At 66.5% G+C, this 19,298-nt stretch carries 23 protein-coding genes; 9 read left to right on the forward strand and 14 right to left on the reverse strand.

All coding sequences use genetic code 11. The annotated features are described in order from the left end of the window. Positions 1–59: 59 nt before the first annotated feature. Positions 60–2,159 (forward strand): Rossmann-fold NAD(P)-binding domain-containing protein, encoded by a 2,100-nt coding sequence (locus AWC07_RS06180; RefSeq protein ID WP_036417080.1) that lies wholly within the window; start codon positions 60–62, stop codon positions 2,157–2,159. Between the two features lie 5 nt (positions 2,160–2,164). On the opposite strand, the gene AWC07_RS06185 is transcribed toward AWC07_RS06180, so the two are convergent. The 6 genes from AWC07_RS06185 to AWC07_RS06210 all read right to left on the reverse strand — a co-directional run bounded on the left by AWC07_RS06185 (position 2,165) and on the right by AWC07_RS06210 (position 6,899). Further along, positions 2,165–3,403 carry an NAD(P)/FAD-dependent oxidoreductase gene (locus AWC07_RS06185; RefSeq protein ID WP_085104997.1) on the reverse strand — a complete coding sequence of 413 codons (1,239 nt, stop codon included), beginning with the start codon at positions 3,401–3,403 and terminating at the stop codon, positions 2,165–2,167. Between the two features lie 14 nt (positions 3,404–3,417). After that, positions 3,418–4,143, reverse strand: coding sequence for a DUF72 domain-containing protein (locus tag AWC07_RS06190; protein WP_036418817.1), 726 nt, complete (start codon positions 4,141–4,143; stop codon positions 3,418–3,420). Between the two features lie 7 nt (positions 4,144–4,150). Next, positions 4,151–4,786: a hypothetical protein gene (locus AWC07_RS06195; protein WP_036418832.1), complete on the reverse strand. Its 636-nt coding sequence runs from the start codon at positions 4,784–4,786 to the stop codon at positions 4,151–4,153. A gap of 41 nt (positions 4,787–4,827) precedes the next feature. Next, positions 4,828–5,160, reverse strand: a complete 333-nt coding sequence (locus AWC07_RS06200; protein WP_036418814.1) for a TfoX/Sxy family protein — start codon at positions 5,158–5,160, stop codon at positions 4,828–4,830. 6 nt (positions 5,161–5,166) lie between these two features. Further along, on the reverse strand, positions 5,167–5,556 hold the full coding sequence (locus tag AWC07_RS06205; protein WP_036418812.1) for a nitroreductase family deazaflavin-dependent oxidoreductase: 390 nt from the start codon (positions 5,554–5,556) through the stop codon (positions 5,167–5,169). Between the two features lie 101 nt (positions 5,557–5,657). Continuing rightward, complete coding sequence (locus AWC07_RS06210; RefSeq protein ID WP_036418809.1) at positions 5,658–6,899, reverse strand: alpha-hydroxy acid oxidase; 1,242 nt, start codon at positions 6,897–6,899, stop codon at positions 5,658–5,660. A gap of 57 nt (positions 6,900–6,956) precedes the next feature. Between AWC07_RS06210 and AWC07_RS06215 the strand changes: the two genes are divergently transcribed. Continuing rightward, positions 6,957–7,394, forward strand: a complete 438-nt coding sequence (locus AWC07_RS06215; protein WP_036418806.1) for a DUF1810 domain-containing protein — start codon at positions 6,957–6,959, stop codon at positions 7,392–7,394. Between the two features lie 9 nt (positions 7,395–7,403). Here the strand turns inward: AWC07_RS06215 and ahpD are convergent, their stop codons facing one another. Beyond that, complete coding sequence (gene ahpD / locus AWC07_RS06220) at positions 7,404–7,940, reverse strand: alkylhydroperoxidase, AhpD family (protein ID WP_036418830.1); 537 nt, start codon at positions 7,938–7,940, stop codon at positions 7,404–7,406. A 17-nt stretch (positions 7,941–7,957) separates the two neighbouring features. Further along, positions 7,958–8,545 (reverse strand): peroxiredoxin, encoded by a 588-nt coding sequence (locus tag AWC07_RS06225; RefSeq protein ID WP_036418803.1) that lies wholly within the window; start codon positions 8,543–8,545, stop codon positions 7,958–7,960. Positions 8,546–8,650: 105 nt separating this feature from the next. On the opposite strand from AWC07_RS06225, the gene AWC07_RS06230 reads away from it, so the two are divergent. Genes AWC07_RS06230 through AWC07_RS06245 form a run of 4 tightly spaced genes read left to right on the forward strand, consistent with a single transcriptional unit; the run spans position 8,651 to position 11,556 of the window. Beyond that, on the forward strand, positions 8,651–9,607 hold the full coding sequence (locus AWC07_RS06230) for a hydrogen peroxide-inducible genes activator (RefSeq protein ID WP_036418801.1): 957 nt from the start codon (positions 8,651–8,653) through the stop codon (positions 9,605–9,607). A 29-nt stretch (positions 9,608–9,636) separates the two neighbouring features. After that, a complete protein-coding gene (locus tag AWC07_RS06235; RefSeq protein WP_036418797.1) occupies positions 9,637–10,338 on the forward strand; it encodes an EthD domain-containing protein in 702 nt (233 codons plus the stop codon). 9 nt (positions 10,339–10,347) lie between these two features. Beyond that, positions 10,348–10,791 carry a TIGR03618 family F420-dependent PPOX class oxidoreductase gene (locus tag AWC07_RS06240; protein ID WP_036418794.1) on the forward strand — a complete coding sequence of 148 codons (444 nt, stop codon included), beginning with the start codon at positions 10,348–10,350 and terminating at the stop codon, positions 10,789–10,791. A 9-nt stretch (positions 10,792–10,800) separates the two neighbouring features. Beyond that, the gene (locus AWC07_RS06245) at positions 10,801–11,556 is read left to right on the forward strand and encodes an enoyl-CoA hydratase/isomerase family protein (RefSeq protein WP_036418791.1); all 756 of its coding nucleotides are present in this window, start codon (positions 10,801–10,803) and stop codon (positions 11,554–11,556) included. A 37-nt stretch (positions 11,557–11,593) separates the two neighbouring features. Here the strand turns inward: AWC07_RS06245 and AWC07_RS06250 are convergent, their stop codons facing one another. Next, complete coding sequence (locus AWC07_RS06250) at positions 11,594–11,770, reverse strand: (2Fe-2S)-binding protein (protein ID WP_082277212.1); 177 nt, start codon at positions 11,768–11,770, stop codon at positions 11,594–11,596. A 330-nt stretch (positions 11,771–12,100) separates the two neighbouring features. On the opposite strand from AWC07_RS06250, the gene bfr reads away from it, so the two are divergent. The 3 genes from bfr to AWC07_RS06265 all read left to right on the forward strand — a co-directional run bounded on the left by bfr (position 12,101) and on the right by AWC07_RS06265 (position 15,489). Continuing rightward, positions 12,101–12,580, forward strand: coding sequence for a bacterioferritin (gene bfr / locus AWC07_RS06255; protein ID WP_036403411.1), 480 nt, complete (start codon positions 12,101–12,103; stop codon positions 12,578–12,580). A 72-nt stretch (positions 12,581–12,652) separates the two neighbouring features. Then, positions 12,653–14,725 carry an MDR family MFS transporter gene (locus AWC07_RS06260; RefSeq protein WP_036418788.1) on the forward strand — a complete coding sequence of 691 codons (2,073 nt, stop codon included), beginning with the start codon at positions 12,653–12,655 and terminating at the stop codon, positions 14,723–14,725. A 269-nt stretch (positions 14,726–14,994) separates the two neighbouring features. Next, entirely contained in the window at positions 14,995–15,489 is a 495-nt protein-coding gene (locus tag AWC07_RS06265) for a carboxymuconolactone decarboxylase family protein (protein ID WP_036418828.1), read from the forward strand. A 79-nt stretch (positions 15,490–15,568) separates the two neighbouring features. On the opposite strand, the gene AWC07_RS06270 is transcribed toward AWC07_RS06265, so the two are convergent. From AWC07_RS06270 to AWC07_RS06290, 5 genes are all read right to left on the reverse strand, one after another. Next, the gene (locus AWC07_RS06270) at positions 15,569–16,027 is read right to left on the reverse strand and encodes a nuclear transport factor 2 family protein (protein WP_036418786.1); all 459 of its coding nucleotides are present in this window, start codon (positions 16,025–16,027) and stop codon (positions 15,569–15,571) included. 61 nt (positions 16,028–16,088) lie between these two features. After that, the gene (locus AWC07_RS06275; protein WP_036418784.1) at positions 16,089–17,405 is read right to left on the reverse strand and encodes a cytochrome P450; all 1,317 of its coding nucleotides are present in this window, start codon (positions 17,403–17,405) and stop codon (positions 16,089–16,091) included. A gap of 77 nt (positions 17,406–17,482) precedes the next feature. Beyond that, the gene (locus AWC07_RS06280) at positions 17,483–17,905 is read right to left on the reverse strand and encodes a lipoprotein LpqH (RefSeq protein ID WP_036418781.1); all 423 of its coding nucleotides are present in this window, start codon (positions 17,903–17,905) and stop codon (positions 17,483–17,485) included. A 59-nt stretch (positions 17,906–17,964) separates the two neighbouring features. Beyond that, complete coding sequence (locus AWC07_RS06285; RefSeq protein ID WP_036418779.1) at positions 17,965–18,795, reverse strand: SDR family oxidoreductase; 831 nt, start codon at positions 18,793–18,795, stop codon at positions 17,965–17,967. 31 nt (positions 18,796–18,826) lie between these two features. Further along, positions 18,827–19,285, reverse strand: coding sequence for an SRPBCC family protein (locus tag AWC07_RS06290; RefSeq protein WP_036418778.1), 459 nt, complete (start codon positions 19,283–19,285; stop codon positions 18,827–18,829). Between the last annotated feature and the right edge of the window lie 13 nt (positions 19,286–19,298).

A 19,298-nucleotide genomic window follows, 5' to 3' on the forward strand; every position in this document is an offset into this window, starting at 1 on the left:
CGCGCAAGTAGGGCCGGCGTGCTTATTGTCATGACAAGACGTTGGGGAAGGTGGGCAGGGTGCACGTCCTGGTTACCGATGCTGCCGGCACTCTCGGGCGGCTGGTAGCACGCCAGCTGATCGCGGCCGGGCACACGGTCAGCGGGATCGCCCCGCATCGACACCCATCCCTGGATGCCGGTGTCGATTTTGTTTGCGCGTCGCTGCGCGACCCGGTGTTGCTGGAGTTAGCCGCCGACGCGGACGCGGTGATCCATCTGGCCCCGGTGGACACCAGCGCACCGGGCGCGGCCGGCCTCAACGGCCTGGCGCATGTGAGCAACGCGGCCTCCCGTGCGGGTGCCCGGCTGCTGTTCGTGTCCCAGGCCGCGGGGTCACCCGATCTCTATCAGCAGGCCGAGGCCTTGGTGGCCAGCTGTTGGGCGCCGAACTTGGCGATTCGCATCGCGCCGCCGGTCGGTCGGCACCTCGACTGGATGGTTTGCCGGACGGTGTCCACTCTGCTGCGCAGCAGGGTCTCGGCGCAGCCGATGCGGGTGCTGCACCTCGACGACCTGGTTCGCTTCCTGGTCTTGGCGCTCAACACCGACCGCAACGGTGTCGTCGACCTGGCGACGCCGGACGCCGCGAACCTGGTCACCGCGTGGCGGCTGCTGCAATCGGCCGACCCGCGCCTGCGAACGCACCGGATTCGCCGCTGGGCTGACCTGATACCGCAGATGGACACCGCTGCGGCCCGAGAAGATTGGAATTTCCAGTACGGGTGGCAGGCGACCGAGGCGATCGTGGACACCGGGCGCGGATTGGTGGGCCGGCGGCTGGATCGTGATGGCGCGACCATCGGGTCAGGCCAACTGGCACTTCCGGTCGAGCCGGTCCCGCGGTCGATACCCCATTACGGCGCCACCGTGACCTCGGTGGGGCCCGACGGGCTCGAGGGCGAGTTCGACGACCGGATCGATCCGCGGTTTCCGGTATTCAGCGCAACCGGTCTCGCCGAAGCGCTGCCCGGACCGCTGACCCCGATGACGCTGGACATCCAGATGGGCGGACTGCGCGCCGCGGGTCGGGCCATGGGCCGAATCCTGGCACTTGGCGACGTGGTTGCCCAGGAGTGGGAGAGCAGGGCCATCGCGGTATTCGGTCATCGCCCCTACGTCGGCGTGTCGGCCAATATCGTCGTCGCCAGCCAGCTGCCGGGCTGGGACGAGCAGGCCATCACCCGCCGTGCGTTGGGGGACCATCAACCGCCCACGGGTCTGCTGCCGTTTGGGCGACCCCAGTTGGCCGGCGGAGCACTTGGGTCGGTCGCCAAGGTGGTCGTGACAGCTCGGTCGCTGTCGCTGTTGCGTCATCTGCGGGCTGACACGCAGGCCTATGTTGCCGCAGCGTCGGCAGAGCACTTCGATGCCGGGCAGCTGAGCGACCTGCCGGACGCCAGTCTGGAAGTACGGGTTCGTTTGTTGCGGGACCGGATTCACCAAGGCTGGATCCTCACGGCGCTATGGGTCATCGACACCGGCATCACCGCGGCGACGCTGGAGCACACACACGCGAAATCCAGCGTGTCCGGTATCGGGGTGATCATGGATAGCGGTCGGGTCGCGGCGGTGAGCACTGAGCTGACGAATATCCTGCGCGCCGATGCACCGCTGTGCGCCCTGGCCCTCGAGGGCAACGTCGACAGTATCCGGGCGTTGTCGCCGTCGGCCGCGGCGGCCCTCGACGCCGCCGTTGCCCAGCTGGGACACCGTGGCCCGGGGGAAGCGGAGCTGGCCAACCCGGCGTTCGGCGACGACCCGTCGCCACTTTTGACCTTCGCTGCGCAAGCCGCTACGGCGCCCGCCGAGCCGGCGCCACCGGCGACGTTTGCCCAGCGGTTGGCCACCAGTGCCCGCAGTTCGCGAGAGTTGGCTCACGACACCACCATCCGGTTCACCCACGAACTTCGGATGACGCTGCGCGAGTTGGGATCTCGGCGGGTTGCGGCGGACCTGATCGACACTGTCGATGACGTGTACTACCTGACGTCCGACGAGCTGGTCACTATGCCCGCGGACGCCCGGTTGCGGGTCAAACGCCGACGCACCGAGCGGGAGCGGCTGCAAGCTCAGCCGCCGCCCGACGTCATCGACCACACTTGGAAGCCCCCCGACTAAGAGCGCTAAGAGTCGCGCCGCAATTCGGCCAACGGCGATGCGGGATCAGCCAGCCTGCCGGCGTCGACCGGGGCTTTGGATCGGATCAGGGCTTTGACGTCGTCGAGCACGTCCCAGATATTGACGTTCATACCGGCCAGCACCCGGTTGTCGCCGTCGAGCCAGAACGCGACGAACTCGCGGCCGGCCACGTCGCCGCGGAACACCACCCGCTCGACGCCGGACGCGTGGCCGGCGTACTCCATCCCGAGGTCGTACTGATCGGTGAAGAAGTAGGGCAGCTCCGCGTATTCGCCTGGGGCGCCGAGCATTCCGGCGACCGCCACCGCGGGTTGTTTGAGCGCGTTGGCCCAGTGTTCGGTGCGGATCCGGGTGCCCAGCAGCGGGTGCTCGGCGGCGGCGATGTCACCGACGGCATAGATGTCGGGATCGCTGGTGCGCAGCGACGCATCGACCAGGACACCGCCGTCAGCCATCGCCAAGCCGGCCTGTTGGGCGAGTTCGATGTTGGGCTTCGCGCCGACAGCCACCAGCACGGCATCGGCGGCGATGACGGACCCGTCGCCCAGCTTGAGCCCACTGGCCCGGCCGCCCTCCGTCGTGATCGCGGCCACCTGCGCATCCAGCCGCAAGTCCACACCATGATCACGATGCAGGTCGGCAAACACCGTGCCGACGGTGTCGCCCAACGCGGCCGACAGCGGCTGCCTGGCCGCCTCCACCACGGTGACATCGACGTTGCGCTGCCGAGCGCTGGCGGCCACCTCCAGACCGATCCAGCCCGCGCCCACGACCGCAAGCGAAGAGCCCTCGGCCAGCACGGAATTCAGCGCCGACGCATCCTCGAACGTGCGCAGGTAATGCACGCCGGCGGCGTCGGCGCCGGGAATCGGCAGGCGCCGCGACGCCGATCCGGTCGCCAGCAGCAGCTTGTCGTAGTGCACGCTGGTGTCGTCGGGAAGCCCGACGGCGTGCGCCGCGGGATCCAACGACGACACTCGGGTGCCCAGCCGCAGGTCGACATCGTGGTCGCGATACCAATCCGAGTTCTGCACGGTGAACTCGTCGAGCGACTTCTTGCCCGCCAGGAATTCCTTGGACAGCGGGGGACGCTCGTAGGGCAGCTGCTCCTCATCGGCGAAGAGCATGATGGTGCCGTTGAAACCGTTGTCGCGCAACGCTTCTGCCGCTTTGGCGCCGGCAAGCCCGCCGCCGACGATGACGAATGTTGTCGAACTGGCCATGCCCCCCAGCCTACTTAGCTCAGCAGCTCCCGCAATGACAGCGCGTTACGGACGGCGTGGCCGCCCAGGTCGTTGTTGAAGTACAGCCACACGTCGCGGCCCGCAACGTCCCAGTCGGTGATGCGGTCGGCCCAGCGTCGCAGGTCGCCGGGCGAGTACGAACCCGTGTACATCGCGTCCCGATCGGGACCGTGCATCCGGACGTACACCAGGTCGGTGGTGGCCCGTGGGATACACGCGAGACCGCCGCCGCTTATCACCACGTACGCGGCGCGGTGGCGTTTCAGCACCGCATACACCGCCGGGTCGTTCCAGGACGGGTGCCGCAGCTCGACGGCGACCCGGATGGTCGTCGGCACGCTGCCCAGGAAGGAAGCCAGCCGCGCATCATCGCGGCGCTGCTCGGGATGCAGCTGAACCAGCAGCACGCCGTGACGATCACCCAGCAGCTGCCAACAGCGTTCGAACCGCTCGATCCAGGGTTCGGGCCCCACCAGCCGGCGGTAGTGGGTCAGCCCGCGGTGCGCCTTGACCGACATGGTGAACCCGTCCGGCAACTCGGCTCGCCACGCCGCGAACGTCGAATCCCTGGGCCAGCGGTAGAAGCTGGCGTTCAGTTCGACGGTGTCGAAGACTTCGGCGTAGCGGGTCAGGCGGCGCGCGGCGGGCAGACCGCGCGGGTACAACACGTCGGTCCAGTGCTGATAGGACCACCCCGAGGTGCCGATGCGCACGGTCACCGCCGGTTCAATCGGTCACCTGGCGGCGCACCTCGTCGTCCAGAGACGCGCGGACCAGCGCCGCCGCCAGCCGGGCGTTGGCCCCGGCGGCCAGCGCCGAAAGCTTTGCCGGATCGGTGGGCAGGCCGAGCTCCTGGGCCGCAGCGGTGGCACGGTCGTCGAAATACGGCCGCGCCCAGGTCCACACATCCTGCACTTCACGCAGGAAGATGTCGGCACCTGTATCACCAATCACTTTGAACTGCTTGAGGATTCGCTTGACTTTCGGCAGGTCGTGGTCGCTGCGCCGCGCGATTTCGCGCAGGTCACCGCGGAATTCGTCGCGGACCCGCTCGGCCATTTCGGTAAGCCGGGTCGCCGAACTTTCGTCGTAGCGCACGTAGTGGGCGCGGCCGAACGCATCGATCATGGTCTGTCGCCGGGATTCCAGCACCGCTTTGGGGGTGCGCAGGCCCGCCTTGAACAGCTCCCGCGCGGCGCGCATGGCGATGGTGGCGTCGATCGGCTTGCTGGCCAGCATGCACAGCACCAGCAGTTGAAACAGCGGCATCGGCTTGTCGTCGATGCGAATGCCGGCCTCGGCAGCGTAGCTGGTACCGGCGACCTCGAGCAGTCGTTTCACGCGTCGCTCGGGCTTGTCCATGCGGGCGGCGTACCCGCATTTGCCGGCCGCAAACCGGGTGGTCATTTCGGCGGCAGGCTGTGCACCCAGGTCACGCTTCGCGTGACCCAACTATGAAGCTGCCGTTTGGTTTTCACCCCTTCCGCGGCCACGCGCAGCCACCCGCGGGTTTGCCGGCCGGCCATCACCATGGGGCTGACGTGGGCGCTACCGAGCAGCTTGTCGGTGTCCGCCGGCGGCACCCGGACCAAGAGTCCGCCCTGACCGCTGACGGCCATGGCCAGGTGCCCATCGATCAGGAAGGCAAGCCCGCCGAACATCCGCTTCTCGTCCACGCCGGACTGCGACGCCAGCAACTCGCGGATTCGTTCCGCGAGGTCGAGGTCGTAAGCCATCCGCGGTCAGTCCAGGTCGACCCGGATGGTCAGCAGGTCGCTGCCGATGGCGCGCACGGCCGCGCTGTTGACCCGGGGCAGGTCTCGCAGCCGCTGCCGCGGGTCATCTTCCGGCAGCAGATGGGCTGTTCCGGTACGCCACTGACCGCCGATGCGCACCCGGACGGCCGGGTTCGCCTTGATGTTGTAGACGTAATCCGAATGTTCGCCGTGCTCGGACACCATCCAGAACTGGTTGCCGATGACCTTTCCGCCGACGGCGGTGCGGCGCGGTTGTCCTGTCTTGCGGCCGATAGTTTCGAGCATCGTCAGCGGCAACTGCCGACCCAGGGGGTTGGCTACCAGCCGTTGAAAACCGTGGACCACCTGACGTTTGACGTCTCTCAATTGAGCCATGGGTGTGATTGTGCAGGATCGTCGGCCGCCAAGACAGCCCGGCGCGGCGGCCGCCTGTCTGGCCGCAGCTCCCGGCGCAATCTCGGCGCCTCGCGCGAGCGTCACGCAGTGGGACGAGGCCCCAACCGCCGCAATTGCGTCACATGCCTGGGCGAAAGCTCAGCCAAGGAGGTCACGCCCAGCAGCCGCATGGTCCGGAGCACACCACTTCCCAGGATCTCGATGGCGCGTGCGACGCCCGCCTCGCCACCGGCCATCAGCCCGTAGAGATAGGCCCGGCCGACCAAGGTGCACCGCGCTCCCAGCGCGATCGCCGCGACGATATCGGCGCCGGACATGATGCCGGTATCCATCAGGATCTCGGTGTGCTTGCCGAGTTCGCGGGCCACCGATGGCAGCAGGTGAAACGGAACCGGCGCCCGATCCAGTTGGCGGCCACCGTGATTGGACAAGACGATGCCGTCGACCCCGCATTCCACCACGGCACGCGCGTCATCAAGCGTCTGAATCCCCTTGACGACGAGTTTGCCCGGCCATTGGGCCTTGATCCAGGCCAGATCCTCGAACGTGACGCTGGGGTCGAACATGGTGTTCAGGTACTCACCGACGGTGCCCGACCAGCGATCCAGCGACGCGAACGAAAGCGGTTCGGTGGTCAACAGGTCGAACCACCAGCGCGGGTGCCCCAGTGCATCGAGGACGGTGCGCACCGTGAGCGCCGGGGGGATAGTCATGCCGTTGCGGACATCGCGCAGCCGGGCACCGGCCACCGGAACGTCGACGGTGACCAACATGGTGTCGAATCCCGCGTCCGCCGCGCGCTTGACCAACGCCATCGACCGGTCCCGGTCACGCCACATGTACAGCTGAAACCACTTGCGGCCCTGGGGAACTGCGGCCACCAGATCCTCGATCGCGCAGGTGGCCAAGGTGGACATCGCGAACGGAATCCCCGCCGCGGCTGCCGCCCGCGCCCCGGCGATCTCCCCTTCGGTGTGCATCAACCGGGTGAACCCGGTCGGCGCGATCCCGAACGGCAACGCCACCGGCCGGCCGAGGACATCCCAACCGGTGGATACCGTGGTGACGTCACGCAGGATGGTCGGGTGAAACTCGATGTCGCGGAACGCCTGTCGGGCCCGCCAGATCGACAGCTCGTCCTCGGCGGCGCCATCGGTGTAGTCGAACGCCGCCCTGGGGGTACGCCGCTTGGCGATGCGCCGCAGGTCCTCGATGGTCAGCGCGGCATCCAGGCGCCGCTTGGTGTGGCCGAATCGGGGCCTTCTCAGCTGAATCAGCGGTGCCAGGTCACCGACCTTGGGTACCCGTCGCCGGACCGCCATTACCCGCAGGAACCGATGCTCAGCCGTGTCACCCAACCAGTGTGCAACCGTGGTCGTATGACAAGACCATCCGACCCCTTCGACTTGAAGCGTTTCGTCGACGCGCAGGCTCCGGTCTACCGCGACGTGGTTGCGGAGCTGCGGTCGGGACGCAAGCGAACTCACTGGATGTGGTTCGTCTTCCCGCAATTGCGAGGACTGGGCCACAGCCCGATGGCGGATTACTACGGCATCTCGTCGATAGCGGAAGCACGCGCGTATCTGGACCATGACCTGCTCGGGCCGCGTCTGCATGAGTGCACGCAGCTGGTCAACCAGGTGCAGGGCCGCTCCATCGAAGAGATCTTCGGTTGGCCCGACGATCTCAAGCTGCGCTCGTCGATGACGCTGTTCGCCTGCGCCACCGCTGACAACGAGGACTTCGTCGCGCTGATCGCCCGGTATTACGGCGGGCAGCAGGATCCGGGGACGCTGGCGCGCCTGCAGGGTTCCTAGATCGGGTGGTCAGCCAACGGCAGCCAATGTCTGGGCGGCGGTGATCGCTTGTGCCACACCGGCAACGATGGCCGCGGCCTTCAATGCCTCCAGCACCGCCTCGCGGCTCACACCCGCTTCCCGCAGCGCGTGCTCGTGAGCAACCACGCAGCGTGAGCAGCCGTTGATCGAGGAGACCGCGAAGCACCACAGCTCGAAGTGGGCCTTGTCCACGCCCGGATTGCCGATGACGTTCATCCGCAACCCGGGGCGCAGGTCGTCGTACTGGCCGTCGAGGAAGCCGCGGCCGCGGTAGAACACGTTGTTCATGCCCATGACCGATGCCGCTGCCAGCGCCGCCTGGTATGCCGGTTCCGACAGGTTGTCGGCCGCTTCGGCCCCGATATCGGCCAGCACCTGGGTGTTACGCGTGGCCGCCGCGCTGGCCAGCAGGGTTCCCCACAGCTGCTCCTGGTTCAGCACGGTGCTGCGCGTGATCGAGCCGAGGTTCAGCTTGAGGTCCCTGGCGAACTCGGGTAGCGCGGCCTTCAGCTTCTCGACGCTCATCTGTTCTCCTCCGGCCGTCACGCCGAAGCTTTGAGCAGCTCGCCGGCGTCGATCGTCGGGTCGCCCTTGCGCCAGTTGCAGGCACACAGCTCGTCGGATTGGAGGGCGTCCAGTACGCGCAGCACCTCGTCGACGTTGCGCCCGACGGAACCGGCTGTGGCCGAGACGAATTGGATTTCGTTGTTCGGGTCGACGATGAAGGTCACCCGGTCGGCGACACCCTCCTCGTTCAGCACGCCGGTGGCCAGGCAGAGCTCGCGCTTGATGTCGGAAAGCATCGGGAAGGGCAACTTCTTCAGGTCCTCATGCTGGGCGCGCCACTGGAAGTGGACGAACTCGCTGTCGATCGAGACTCCGAGGATCTGCGTGTCGCGGTCCTCGAACTCGTCGTTGAGCTTGCCGAACGCCGCGATCTCGGTCGGGCACACGAAGGTGAAGTCCTTGGGCCAGAAGAACACCACGCGCCACTTGCCGGGGTGGTCCTCGTTGGTGATGGTGGTGAAGTAGTCGCCGGGCTGCTTGGCGTCGACCTTCGACAGATCGCCGCCGATCAACGCGGTGAGCTGGTAGGCGGGGAACTGGTCGCCGATCGTCAGCAAGGACATATCCGCTCCTTATCTGGATTTAGTCAAGATTAGCTGTCTCGACACTCATGATGCCGCGAAACCGGCCCGAAAGTAAAGGTGATATATCACACTATACTTATCGGCATGGCCGATAAGAGCTATCAGCCGACGCTTGCTGGGCTGCGGGCCTTCGTCGCCGTCGCACAGAAGCAGCATTTCAGCAGTGCCGCAACCACTTTAGGCGTAAGCCAGTCGACATTATCGCAGGCGTTGGCCGCGCTGGAGGCCGGCCTCGACACCCGCCTTGTCGAGCGTTCGACGCGACGGGTCTTCTTGACGGCCGAGGGCATGCAACTGCTACCGCTCGCGCAGGCTGTGGTCGAGGCGGCGGAGGCCTTCAGCACCGCCGCCGGGGGAGTGGCCGACCCGCTGCACGGCAGCATTCGGCTGGGAATGATTCCCACGGTGGCGCCCTACGTGCTGCCGACGGTGCTGGCGGGACTCACCCGCCTACTCCCGGCGCTGACCGCGCAAGTGATCGAAGATCAGACCCAACGCCTGCTGACGGGTTTGCGTGACGGCGCGCTGGATGCGGCCATGATCGCGGTACCCGTCGATTCCGGCGGCGTTACGCAGATCCCCATATATGAGGAGGACTTCGTATTGGCGCTACCTCCTGGGCACCCGCTCGCCGGCAAGCGTCGGGTACCGGCCGCGGCGCTGGCGACGTTGCCGCTGCTGTTGCTGGACGAGGGCCATTGCCTGCGCGATCAGACCCTGGACCTCTGCCACAAAGCCGGGGTCCGAGCCGAGCTCGCTGATACCCGGGCAGCGTCGTTGGCCACCGCCGCCCAATGTGTGGCAGCCGGATTGGGGGTCACGCTGATACCGCAGAGCGCCGTGACCGTCGAGGCCGCTCGCAGCCGTGTCGGGCTCGCGCACTTTGACGCGCCCCGCCCGGGTCGACGAATCGGCCTGGCATACCGCTCGTCCAGTGGTCGCGATGAGTCGTATCGGCGGCTTGCCCGGATCATCGGCGAAGTGGTCGCCGCGGAACAACCGGTGCGCCTGCTCACGCACAGCGCCGGCGGTCCGCTCTGAGCCGGTGGCGGCGAAGGTAAGTTCGGCCTATGGAGAAGGTGATCGCCGTCCTGATGCGCGACGAGCCCGACGACGACTGGTGCGCTCGCCAACGGGGGCCGGTCGCCGACGCGTTGCTGGAGCTGGGCCTTCCCGGGCTCTCGGTCAATGTCCGCGACGGCGCAGTACGCGAATCCCTGATGACCCTGACCACCCTGCAGCCACCGGTGGCCGCGGTGGTGAGCATGTGGACCCAGCAGTGCTATGGCGACCAGCTGGCGGCGGCCGTGCAGCTGCTCGGCCGGGAGTGTGCGCAACTCGGCGCATACCTGGTGACCGAATCGGTTCCGATGGCCGCGCCGGCCACCGAACCAGGTTGTCGCACATCGGGTTTGGCAAATATCGCGCTGCTGCGGCGGCCTCCCGGGCTGGACGAGGCGACCTGGCTCACCCGCTGGCAACGCGACCACACGTCAGTGGCGATCGAAACGCAGGCCACGTTCGGCTACACCCAGAACTGGGTGGTGCGCACTCTCACTTCCGGGGCGCCGGCAATCTCCGGCATCGTCGAGGAGCTGTTCCCGGGCGAGGCCATCTCCGACCTCAAGGCGTTCTTCGGGGCCGACGACGACGCCGACCTGCAGCACCGGATAAGCCGGATGGTTGCCAGCACAACAGCATTCGGCGCCAACCAGAACATCGACACCGTGCCCACCAGCCGCTACGTGTTCACCACACCGTTCGAAATGTGAGGACTGATCATGACGACACTCAACGATGCCGTGGCCCTGGCCGCCGCCGACAAGGGCTTGGCGGTGGTCTCCACCGTTCGGGCAGACGGCACCGTGCAGGCATCGTTGGTCAATGTCGGTCTGCTGAGACATCCCGCCGGTGGCGAATCCGCCCTGGGCTTCACCACGTACGGCAAGGTGAAGCTCACCAATCTGCGGGCACGGCCGCAACTGGCCGTCACCTTTCGCAGCGGCTGGCGGTGGGCAACCGTCGAGGGCCGCGCCCAGCTCGTCGGACCCGAGGACTCCCAGCCGTGGCTGAGCGACGCCGAACAGCTGCGGCTGCTGCTTCGCGACGTGTTCATCGCGGCGGGCGGCACCCACGACGACTGGGACGAATACGACCGGGTGATGGCCGCGGAGCGCCGTGCCGTGGTGTTGATCGAGCCGACCCGCGTGTACGGCAACGGCTAGGCTGCCGCTGTGACGCTGCTGATCGATGACCAGAACCGGGTACGCACGCTCACCCTGAACCGGCCCGAGGCACTCAACGCCTTCAACGAAGCCCTCTACGACGCCACCGCGCAGGCCCTGTTGGACGCCGCCCAGGAGCCAGGGGTTTCCGTGGTTTTGCTGACCGGCTCGGGTCGCGGCTTCAGCGCCGGTACCGATCTCGCCGAGATGCAGGCGCGCATCACCGACCCCGACTTCGAAGAGGGCCGATACGGGTTCCGGGGACTCATCGAGTCGCTCGGCAGTTTCCCCAAACCGCTGATCTGCGTGGTCAACGGCGTCGGCGTAGGGATAGGCGCCACCATTCTCGGCTACGCCGACCTGGCGTTCATGGCGTCGACGGCGCGCCTGAAATGCCCGTTCACCAGCCTTGGGGTGGCACCGGAAGCGGCGTCGTCATATCTGCTGCCGCAGCTGGTGGGCCGGCAGAACGCGGCCTGGCTGCTGATGTCTTCGGAATGGGTGGACGCCGACGAGGCCTTGCGGATGGGGCTGGTCTGGCGCGTCTGCGAGCCGGAGGCGCTGCTTCCCGAGGCCCGCCGGCATGCCGAAATCCTTGCGGCCCGGCCGCTTTCGAGCCTGATGGCGGTCAAGCACACCATGGTCGAACCGATCCGTCCCGAGATAGCTGCCGCCAGCGCCCGGGAGAATGCCCATTTCGCCGAGTTGATGGGCGCGCAGGCCAATGCCGCGGCGTTGGCCGATTTCACCAAACGGCAGACATAGACAAGCCGACAAGGCACAGCCCGACCGGGGCGCGGCCTCAGACCGCGGCCGGTTGGGCGGCCGCGGCAATGATCGCGCGCAACGTGCGGCGGCAACGTCCACAATCGCTGCCCGCGCCGCAGGCCGCGGCGACTTCCTTGGAAGTCGCCGCACCACGGGCGACGGCCTCACACACGGTCTGGTTGGTAGCTCCAACACACAGACACACGTACATCAGCAAACTCCCACCCGATGCTCGCTCATGACATCCTCCGTAATCGGAGTGGCCAGGGGAGCCACCGAACGAACGGTCCGCATATTAGTAGAGTCTAACCTAAGTAGGTTAGTGCAGTCTAACCTAAGCCCATCGCGGCCCATCCCGGCCCATCCCGTCTGGGCTGTGCATGACGCGCCGACGTCGCAACAATGACTGCGCCCGAGCCCACCTGCTGCACTAGATTGAAACGCGGCACCCGAAGGTGCTGCTAGAACCCGCCATGATGGTGCTCCAGCCCAGCCCATCTGCTGCGGTAAAGATGCCAGCCTTCACACCGTAGGAGTGATCATGCAAGGTGATCCGGATGTCTTGCGTCTGCTCAACGAACAATTGACCAGCGAGCTGACCGCTATCAATCAATACTTTCTGCACTCCAAGATGCAGGAGAACTGGGGCTTTACCGAACTGGCGGCCAAAACCCGCGCCGAGTCGTTCGACGAAATGCGGCATGCCGAGGCGATTACCGATCGGATCCTGCTGCTCGACGGGCTGCCGAACTACCAGCGCATCGGCTCGCTGCGGGTGGGCCAGACGCTGCGGGAACAATTCGAAAGCGATATCGCGATCGAAATCGAAGTACTGAATCGGCTCAAGCCCGGAATCATCATGTGCCGCGAAAAGCAGGACACCACCAGTGCGCAGCTGCTAGAACAAATTGTGGCCGATGAGGAACTGCATCTCGACTACCTGCAGACGCAGCTGGAACTGATGGAGAAACTCGGAGAGGCGTTGTACTCGGCGCAGTGCGTCTCCCGGCCGCCGACCTGACATCCGATCGAGATTCCGCGGGCAGCACTCCTGGGTATCGCGCACGGGCTCGAACTCCGACGGGAGGCAGATATGACGAGCCCGACGGCATCCCGGACTGCGGCGGATACTCGATCTCCCTGCCTATCGATCAGCCCGGCACGACGCAATGTCATCTTCATGGCGCTGATGCTCGGGGTGCTGGTCGCGGCGATGGACCAGACCATCGTCGTGCCCGCATTGCCGACGATCGTCGACGAGCTGGGGGCCTCTGTTCACCAATCGTGGGCGATCACCAGCTACCTGCTGGGCGGCACCATCGTTGTCGTGGTGGCCGGCAAGCTGGGCGACCTGCTCGGTCGCAAGCGGGTGCTGCAGGGGTCGGTCCTGGTCTTCCTGCTCGGCTCCGTGCTGTGCGGGATGGCGCAAACGATGACCATGCTGGCGATTGCGCGGGCCGTGCAGGGCGTGGGCGCCGGGGCGATTTCGGTGACGGCGGCCGCGTTGGTCGGCGAGGCCTTCCCGCTGCGGGACCGCGGCCGCTACCAGGGCATTTTGGGCGCCGTGTTCGGGGTGACCACGGTCGCGGGCCCGCTGCTGGGCGGCTTTTGCACCGACTATCTGCACTGGCGATGGGCATTTTGGATCAATCTGCCGATCTCGATCGTGGTCATCGCCGTGGCCGCAACGGCCATTCCCGCATTGCCCCGCCGCCCCAAACCGGCTATCGACTACCTCGGGATCATGGTCATTGCCCTGGCCACGACGGCCTTGATCACGGCCACCAGCCTGGGTGGAAGCACCTACTCGTGGGGCTCGACGCCGATCATGGGGCTGTTTGTCGGGGCCACGGTGGCGTTGGGTGTCTTCGTGTGGGTCGAGGGCCGAGCCGCTGCGGGTATTCTCCCGCCCCGCCTGTTTCGCAACCAGGTGTTCGCCGTGTGCTCCGTGCTGTCGTTGATGGTCGGGTTTGCGATGCTGGGCGCGCTGACCTTCGTGCCGATGTATCTGCGCTACGTCGAGGGCGCCTCGGCGACCATCTCGGGGCTGCGTACGTTGCCGATGGTGGTCGGCCTGCTGACCACCTCGGTGGGCGCGGGCGTCATGGTCGGCCGGACGGGCCGGTACAAGATTTTCCCGGTCGCGGGGACGGCGCTGATGTCGATCGCTTTCCTGCTGCTGTCACGGATGGACGAGTCGACGCCGTGGCTGGTGCAGTCGCTGTACCTGGTGCTCCTAGGCGCCGGGATCGGCCTGTCCATGCAGGTGCTCATTCTCATCGTGCAGAACACGTCCCGCTTCGAGGACCTCGGCGTCGCCACCTCGGGCGTGACCTTCTTCCGTGTGGTCGGCGCGTCGTTTGGTGCCGCGATATTCGGCGCGCTGTTCGCAACCTTCCTGGGGCGGCGGATAGGTCCCGCGCTGGCCGCCAGCGGCGCGCCCGTCGAGGCCGCGCATTCTCCGGCCGTCTTACACCGCCTGCCGCACTACGTTGCCTCACCGATCGTGCGAGCCTATGCCGAGTCGCTCAACCAGGTATTTCTGTGGGCGGCCGCGGTCGCCCTGGCCGGATTCATCCTCGCGTTGTTCCTGCGCGAGGTTCCGCTCGCCGATATCCACGACAGCCCGGCCTGCCTCGGAGACGGGTTCGCCGTGCCGAGAACGAAAACTCCGGAGGACGTGCTGGAAATCGCGGTCACCCATCTGCTGCACGAAGCTCCCGAGGTGCGGCTGCCAAATCTTGCTGCGGCGTACCAGGATTCGGAGCTCGACGTCGCCGCGCTGTGGGGTGTACTGCGGATCTATCAGTACGAACGGTTCTTCGAGACCGCGAAGCTCACCGACATCGCCAAACACCTGCACCTGCCCCACCAGGTGCTGGAACCTGTCTTCGACCGGCTGGTTCAGACCGGCTATGCGTCACGCGACGGCGATATCCTGTCGCTGACCGCCGCCGGGCTCGGCCAGGTCGAAGTCCTCTCCGGCTTGCTCCGGAAGTGGCTCGTCGACCACCTGGCCGTAGCGCCTGGCGTGCAGCAGCAGCCCGACCACCAGGAATTCGAAGCCGCTCTGCAACGGCTCACCGACGGGGTGCTGGTTCAGCGCGATTGGTACGAAGACTTGGACGAGCTGGCCCCGGCAGGCACCCTGGCTGCTGCCAGGTGAGACCCGCGCGGTCGCCCGCGGAGTCTTGACGCATTGCCGGCCACTGCCGGCCCGGGAGTTCGGACTCCACCACGATTGACCGGATCGCCGCGAAGTGGAAACGGCTCTGCGGCATATCGCGTATCATGTTCTGGCGCAGCGTGATTGGAGTCATGACTGGGCGGGCGACGCGCCGACTGTGACTACCCCTGAAGTAGCCTCCATTCCCACCGGTGCAACACCGCACCCGCATGGACCGACAGCGCGCCACCCCGGCGTACCATCGCGCCATGAGCCGAATCGGAACTTTCGCCGACGACGACGTGGCCGGCTGGATCGCGAAATCCCCTGAGCTCGGCGGCGCGCTGGCCGCCTTCAGCCGGGCGGTCTACACCAGCAACCGGTTGCCGATGCGCACCCGCGAGCTTGCGCGCGCGGTGATTGCCGACAACAACGAGTGCATTGTCTGCGCCAACACCCGCGATGCCGACGGGCCCGCCGCCGGGGTCGACGAGGACCTCTACGCCCACGCGGCAGAATGGCACACCTGGCCGGGCTACAGCGAACAGGAGCGGCTGGCAGCCGAGTTCGCGTACCGGTTCGCCACCGAGCACACCGTGCTGCGTGACGACGAAGATTTCTGGAGCCGCTGCGGCGAACACTTCTCTGATGAATTGCTCGCCGACTTGGCCTTGTCCTGCGCGCTGTGGGTCGGAATGGGGCGGGTATTGCGGACCCTGGACATCGGTCAGGCTTGCCGGGTGACCTTACCCAGCAGAGCCTGAACAGCCTCGACGTGATCACCGGTTTTGGCCGGTGCCGTCTTGGGCAACGTTGTGCCACAACAGAATTCGTATGCAAGAGTCAGACCAGGCCGGTCGCGTCGAAGATCCAGCCGGCGTCGGCATTTGCGAGCGTCTCGAAGTGGTTCGGCGGCGCGAAACCGACCAGGCTGTTGAAGTCCCAATAGTCCTTCCACACGGCGAGCTTCCCGTCGACCACCTTGTGGACGCTGACGAACCGCAGCAGCCCCTGTTCGCCGGTGCTGAACGTCCAGGTCTCGGAATGCTCGTACATGACGTCGGATCCGTTGGACAGCAGCAGGCCGTCGTGGTTTTGGTAATCGGCGAGCGGCTCCAGCCCGAGCTTCAGCCGCGTCACGATGTCGTCGGGTCCACGCGCAGCGAGCGCCGGCACCGGCATGTCGACGTAGAGGCAGTCCACGGCGAGAAACGTCTTGACGGCATCCCAATCGCGCTGGGCGAGGGCCCGCCACAGCCCGAGCACCACATCCCTGACTTCGATCGGAGAAGTGTCTGTCATAACGGCCCATGACACTCGCTACCGGTGCCGGTGTCAACCGTCGAGAGCCGCCCGCTCATCCCTACTGGGCGGCCAGCGTGCGGGCCGGCCCCAGGGTGACCGGCAACGTCGACCAGCCCCGTAACACTCGGGTGTCGCGCCTGCTTCCGGCGCCGGCGGCCCGCACCTCGGGGAAGCGCTCGAAGAACGTGCGCAACCCGACTTCGCCCTCGGCGCGGGCAAGGGCGGCCCCGAGGCAGAAGTGGCGGCCGGTGGAGAACGCGAGATGTCTTCCGGCATTGGGGCGTTCGATGTCGAAGCGGTGCGGATCGGGGAACACCGCCGGATCGCGGTTGGCCCCGGCCAGACAAATCACCACCATCTCGCCACGGTTGATCGGCTCGCCGGCCAGCTCGACGTCGGTGCGGGCCACCCGCGCGGTGAGCTGGACCGGCGAATCCAACCGCAAGATCTCTTCGATCGCGTTGGGCCACAGGTCAGAACGTTGGCGCAGGGTGTCCAGATGCTCGGGCATGTCCAGCAACATCCGAATTCCGTTGCCCAACAGGTTGACTGTGGTTTCAAAGCCGGCGACCAACACCAGCCCGGCAACCGCGTGCAGCTCGTCGTCGTCGAGATACGTTTCCGGGTCCCCACTTTCGGCCGTGCGGATCAGCTGGCTCATCAGGTCGTCGCCGGGGGCTCGGCGCAGCTGTTCGAGATGTGACACCAGCCAGGCGTTGAACCCCGTCACACCGCGCTGCACGCGCTGGTACTGCCGGTAGGGCACGCCGATATCCAAGCTGGGCGCTGCCAGTTCACCGAATTCCAGGACCCGACGGCGGTCATGGGCTGGCACTCCCAAGATTTCGCTGATAACCGCGATCGGCAGCTGGGAACAATACCGGCCGACGACGTCGACCACACCGGGTTGGGTGGCGAGCTGATCCAACAGACTGATGGCGGTCTGCTCGACCCGATCACGCAGCGCGGCAACGGCCCGCGCGGTGAACACCGCTGACACCGTCTTGCGATAGCGGGTGTGATCGGGCGGCTCGACCGCCAGCAGCGACGGCGGCCGCAGCGGGTGCAGCTGATGATCGCGGGTGCGGCGCTCCAGCCATTGCAGCGGTGCCGGCAGGTTCTCGCCCAGCGAGATGACCTGGAAGTCGTCGGAGCGCAAGATGTCGTGGCCGAGCTGATGGTCGACGGTCAGGCAGTTGACTCGGGTCCGCACCAAGCGTCCATGGCGGCGCAGCTCGTCGTAGAAGGGCACCGGGTTGGCGGCGACGGCCGGATCGGCGATCAGCCGGGCCTGCAGTTCACCTCGTCGAACGCCGACATTGGCCATCCCGCGGATCACCCCGTGCAACGCCAGCCAGTGCAGTCGGTCCTTCACTGCTCCTCCATCCCGTTGCGGGCCAGGGCGCTTTGCGACCCAGCCTAAGCCCGTCGGGTCGGGACGCGCGTGACGTTTCAGCAGTCGGCGACGATCTTGAAGTCCGTGGTCACGACTTTGTTGGGGTTGCTGTTGCCGATACCGTAGGCGCTGCCGGTGATGGTGTAGGTGCCGCGGGACAGGTCGGCGTGGGCCTGGCCCACCCCGCCTTCCCAGAAGCTGCCGTTGAACCCGTCGACGTTGCGGATCTTGACCCATTGCGGGATCACCCGCTCACCGCTGACCAGTACCACGGCCTGGACGTGTCCGTCGCGGTCACGGATGTCGATGGTCCGGTAGGACTGCTCCTGGCTGCATGCGGCCGGACGCGTGGTGCGTGTGTAGCCGTCGATCGTCAGATGTGCGGCCTTGCGCGGCACTGTCTGCCCTTCCGCGCACCCGGAAAGACCTGCGACCACGACCACTGCAATGCCTGCCACCCTGACCAACCGGCTTCGCACCAGCCACCTCCCTTGTGGGCCTTGTGGGCATCGTGGGCCCGAGCTTTGTGCACGAAACTCTACTGCTGCCCCGGCTGCAGCCTGGGCAGGGCTTTGATGATGCGGCGCCGGACGAACTCCGGACTCGCCCCCTTGAGCCGGTCGATCCACCGGATGCTTTGGGGCACATACCAATGCAATCTGGTGGGATGCTGGTAGGCCCGCCAGGCCGCCTCGGCGACACTGGTCGCCGGCATCAGCCGAAACATGCCCCTCTTGGGCGCGGCGGCACGGATCTGCTGCGCCGAAAGCGTGGGCGCGCCCTCCTGGGAATGCTGGCGCGTCGAGGTGAGAATCGCGGTGTCGATCAGACCGGGTAACACGTCGGCCACCCGCACACCGTGCCGCTGCCACTCCACACTGAGCGCCTCGGTCAGCCCTTTGACCGCGTGCTTGGTGGCCGAGTAGACAGCAAGGCCGGGCATGCCATACGTGGCCGACGACGAGGACGTCGAGAACATCAGGCTGCCCGGGGCCTTCTTCAGGTAAGGCAGCGCGCCGTAAGCCCCGGCCAGCACCGCCTTGAAGTTGACATCGACGACGCGCATCGCGACGTCATACGGCACGTCTTCGAACCATCCGCCTTCGCCGATGCCGGCGTTGTTCCACATCATGTCGAGCCCGCCGCCCGCATTGTCGGCGCAAAAGTCGGCGAGCGCCGAGTCCTGCGCGGCCTTGTCAGTCACGTCGACCACCCGTGTCCACAACCCGGCGCCGAGCTCACCGCTCAGGGTTGCCAGACCGGCGTCGTCACGGTCTACCGCACCGACACGCCAGCCCTTGGCATGGAAGAGCCTTGCCCCCTCGCGGCCCATTCCACTGCCGGCGCCGGTGATGAATATCGACTTCATACGATCTGGTGACGCCCGCCCTCAATCGGCTTCACTCGGCTTCGACGACATCTTTGATGCGGTGCAGCGTCTTGGTCATGTCCCGGATGTTGCGGCGTTTGCGCAACCAGCCACCGAACGCCCAGTAATACACGGTCGTGAACACCGAAGGGGTGAGCCGAAACGACTCGGTGACATCGGTGCCATCACCCGCCGGTGCGAGCCGGTAGTGCCAATTGTTCACCGATCTACCGCCGGCCATCACAGCAAACCCGAACTCGCGGGGGCGCTCACACGCCGTCACCTTGCACACCGTCCAGTAGACGGGCCCGATCTCATTTCGGCGGACGTGGCCGCGGAATCTTGCGCCGAGCGCCGGGCCGGTCGCACCGTCGAGCCACTCGGCCTCGAACGTTTCCGGTGAAAACCGTCCGGTATTACGAATATCGGCGATTAAGTCCCAGATCTTTTCCGCTGGGGCCGCCATGTGAACCGTTGCCGAACCCTCCATAGCATGATCCAAT

It is taken from the genome of Mycobacterium gastri, assembly GCF_002102175.1.
In the GTDB taxonomy this organism is placed as follows: domain Bacteria; phylum Actinomycetota; class Actinomycetes; order Mycobacteriales; family Mycobacteriaceae; genus Mycobacterium; species Mycobacterium gastri.

Coding starts and splice junctions, on each gene's coding strand:
- AWC07_RS06265 (WP_036418828.1), top strand. CDS start 14,995: ATGAGCCGAATCGGAACTTTCGCCGACGACGACGTGGCCGGCTGGATC.
- ahpD (WP_036418830.1), bottom strand. CDS start 7,940: ATGAGCGTCGAGAAGCTGAAGGCCGCGCTACCCGAGTTCGCCAGGGAC.
- AWC07_RS06210 (WP_036418809.1), bottom strand. CDS start 6,899: ATGGCGGTCCGGCGACGGGTACCCAAGGTCGGTGACCTGGCACCGCTG.
- AWC07_RS06215 (WP_036418806.1), top strand. CDS start 6,957: ATGACAAGACCATCCGACCCCTTCGACTTGAAGCGTTTCGTCGACGCG.
- AWC07_RS06270 (WP_036418786.1), bottom strand. CDS start 16,027: ATGACAGACACTTCTCCGATCGAAGTCAGGGATGTGGTGCTCGGGCTG.
- AWC07_RS06185 (WP_085104997.1), bottom strand. CDS start 3,403: ATGGCCAGTTCGACAACATTCGTCATCGTCGGCGGCGGGCTTGCCGGC.
- AWC07_RS06195 (WP_036418832.1), bottom strand. CDS start 4,786: ATGGACAAGCCCGAGCGACGCGTGAAACGACTGCTCGAGGTCGCCGGT.
- AWC07_RS06250 (WP_082277212.1), bottom strand. CDS start 11,770: ATGTACGTGTGTCTGTGTGTTGGAGCTACCAACCAGACCGTGTGTGAG.
- AWC07_RS06230 (WP_036418801.1), top strand. CDS start 8,651: ATGGCCGATAAGAGCTATCAGCCGACGCTTGCTGGGCTGCGGGCCTTC.
- AWC07_RS06200 (WP_036418814.1), bottom strand. CDS start 5,160: ATGGCTTACGACCTCGACCTCGCGGAACGAATCCGCGAGTTGCTGGCG.
- bfr (WP_036403411.1), top strand. CDS start 12,101: ATGCAAGGTGATCCGGATGTCTTGCGTCTGCTCAACGAACAATTGACC.
- AWC07_RS06205 (WP_036418812.1), bottom strand. CDS start 5,556: ATGGCTCAATTGAGAGACGTCAAACGTCAGGTGGTCCACGGTTTTCAA.
- AWC07_RS06240 (WP_036418794.1), top strand. CDS start 10,348: ATGACGACACTCAACGATGCCGTGGCCCTGGCCGCCGCCGACAAGGGC.
- AWC07_RS06235 (WP_036418797.1), top strand. CDS start 9,637: ATGGAGAAGGTGATCGCCGTCCTGATGCGCGACGAGCCCGACGACGAC.
- AWC07_RS06285 (WP_036418779.1), bottom strand. CDS start 18,795: ATGAAGTCGATATTCATCACCGGCGCCGGCAGTGGAATGGGCCGCGAG.
- AWC07_RS06260 (WP_036418788.1), top strand. CDS start 12,653: ATGACGAGCCCGACGGCATCCCGGACTGCGGCGGATACTCGATCTCCC.
- AWC07_RS06290 (WP_036418778.1), bottom strand. CDS start 19,285: ATGGAGGGTTCGGCAACGGTTCACATGGCGGCCCCAGCGGAAAAGATC.
- AWC07_RS06225 (WP_036418803.1), bottom strand. CDS start 8,545: ATGTCCTTGCTGACGATCGGCGACCAGTTCCCCGCCTACCAGCTCACC.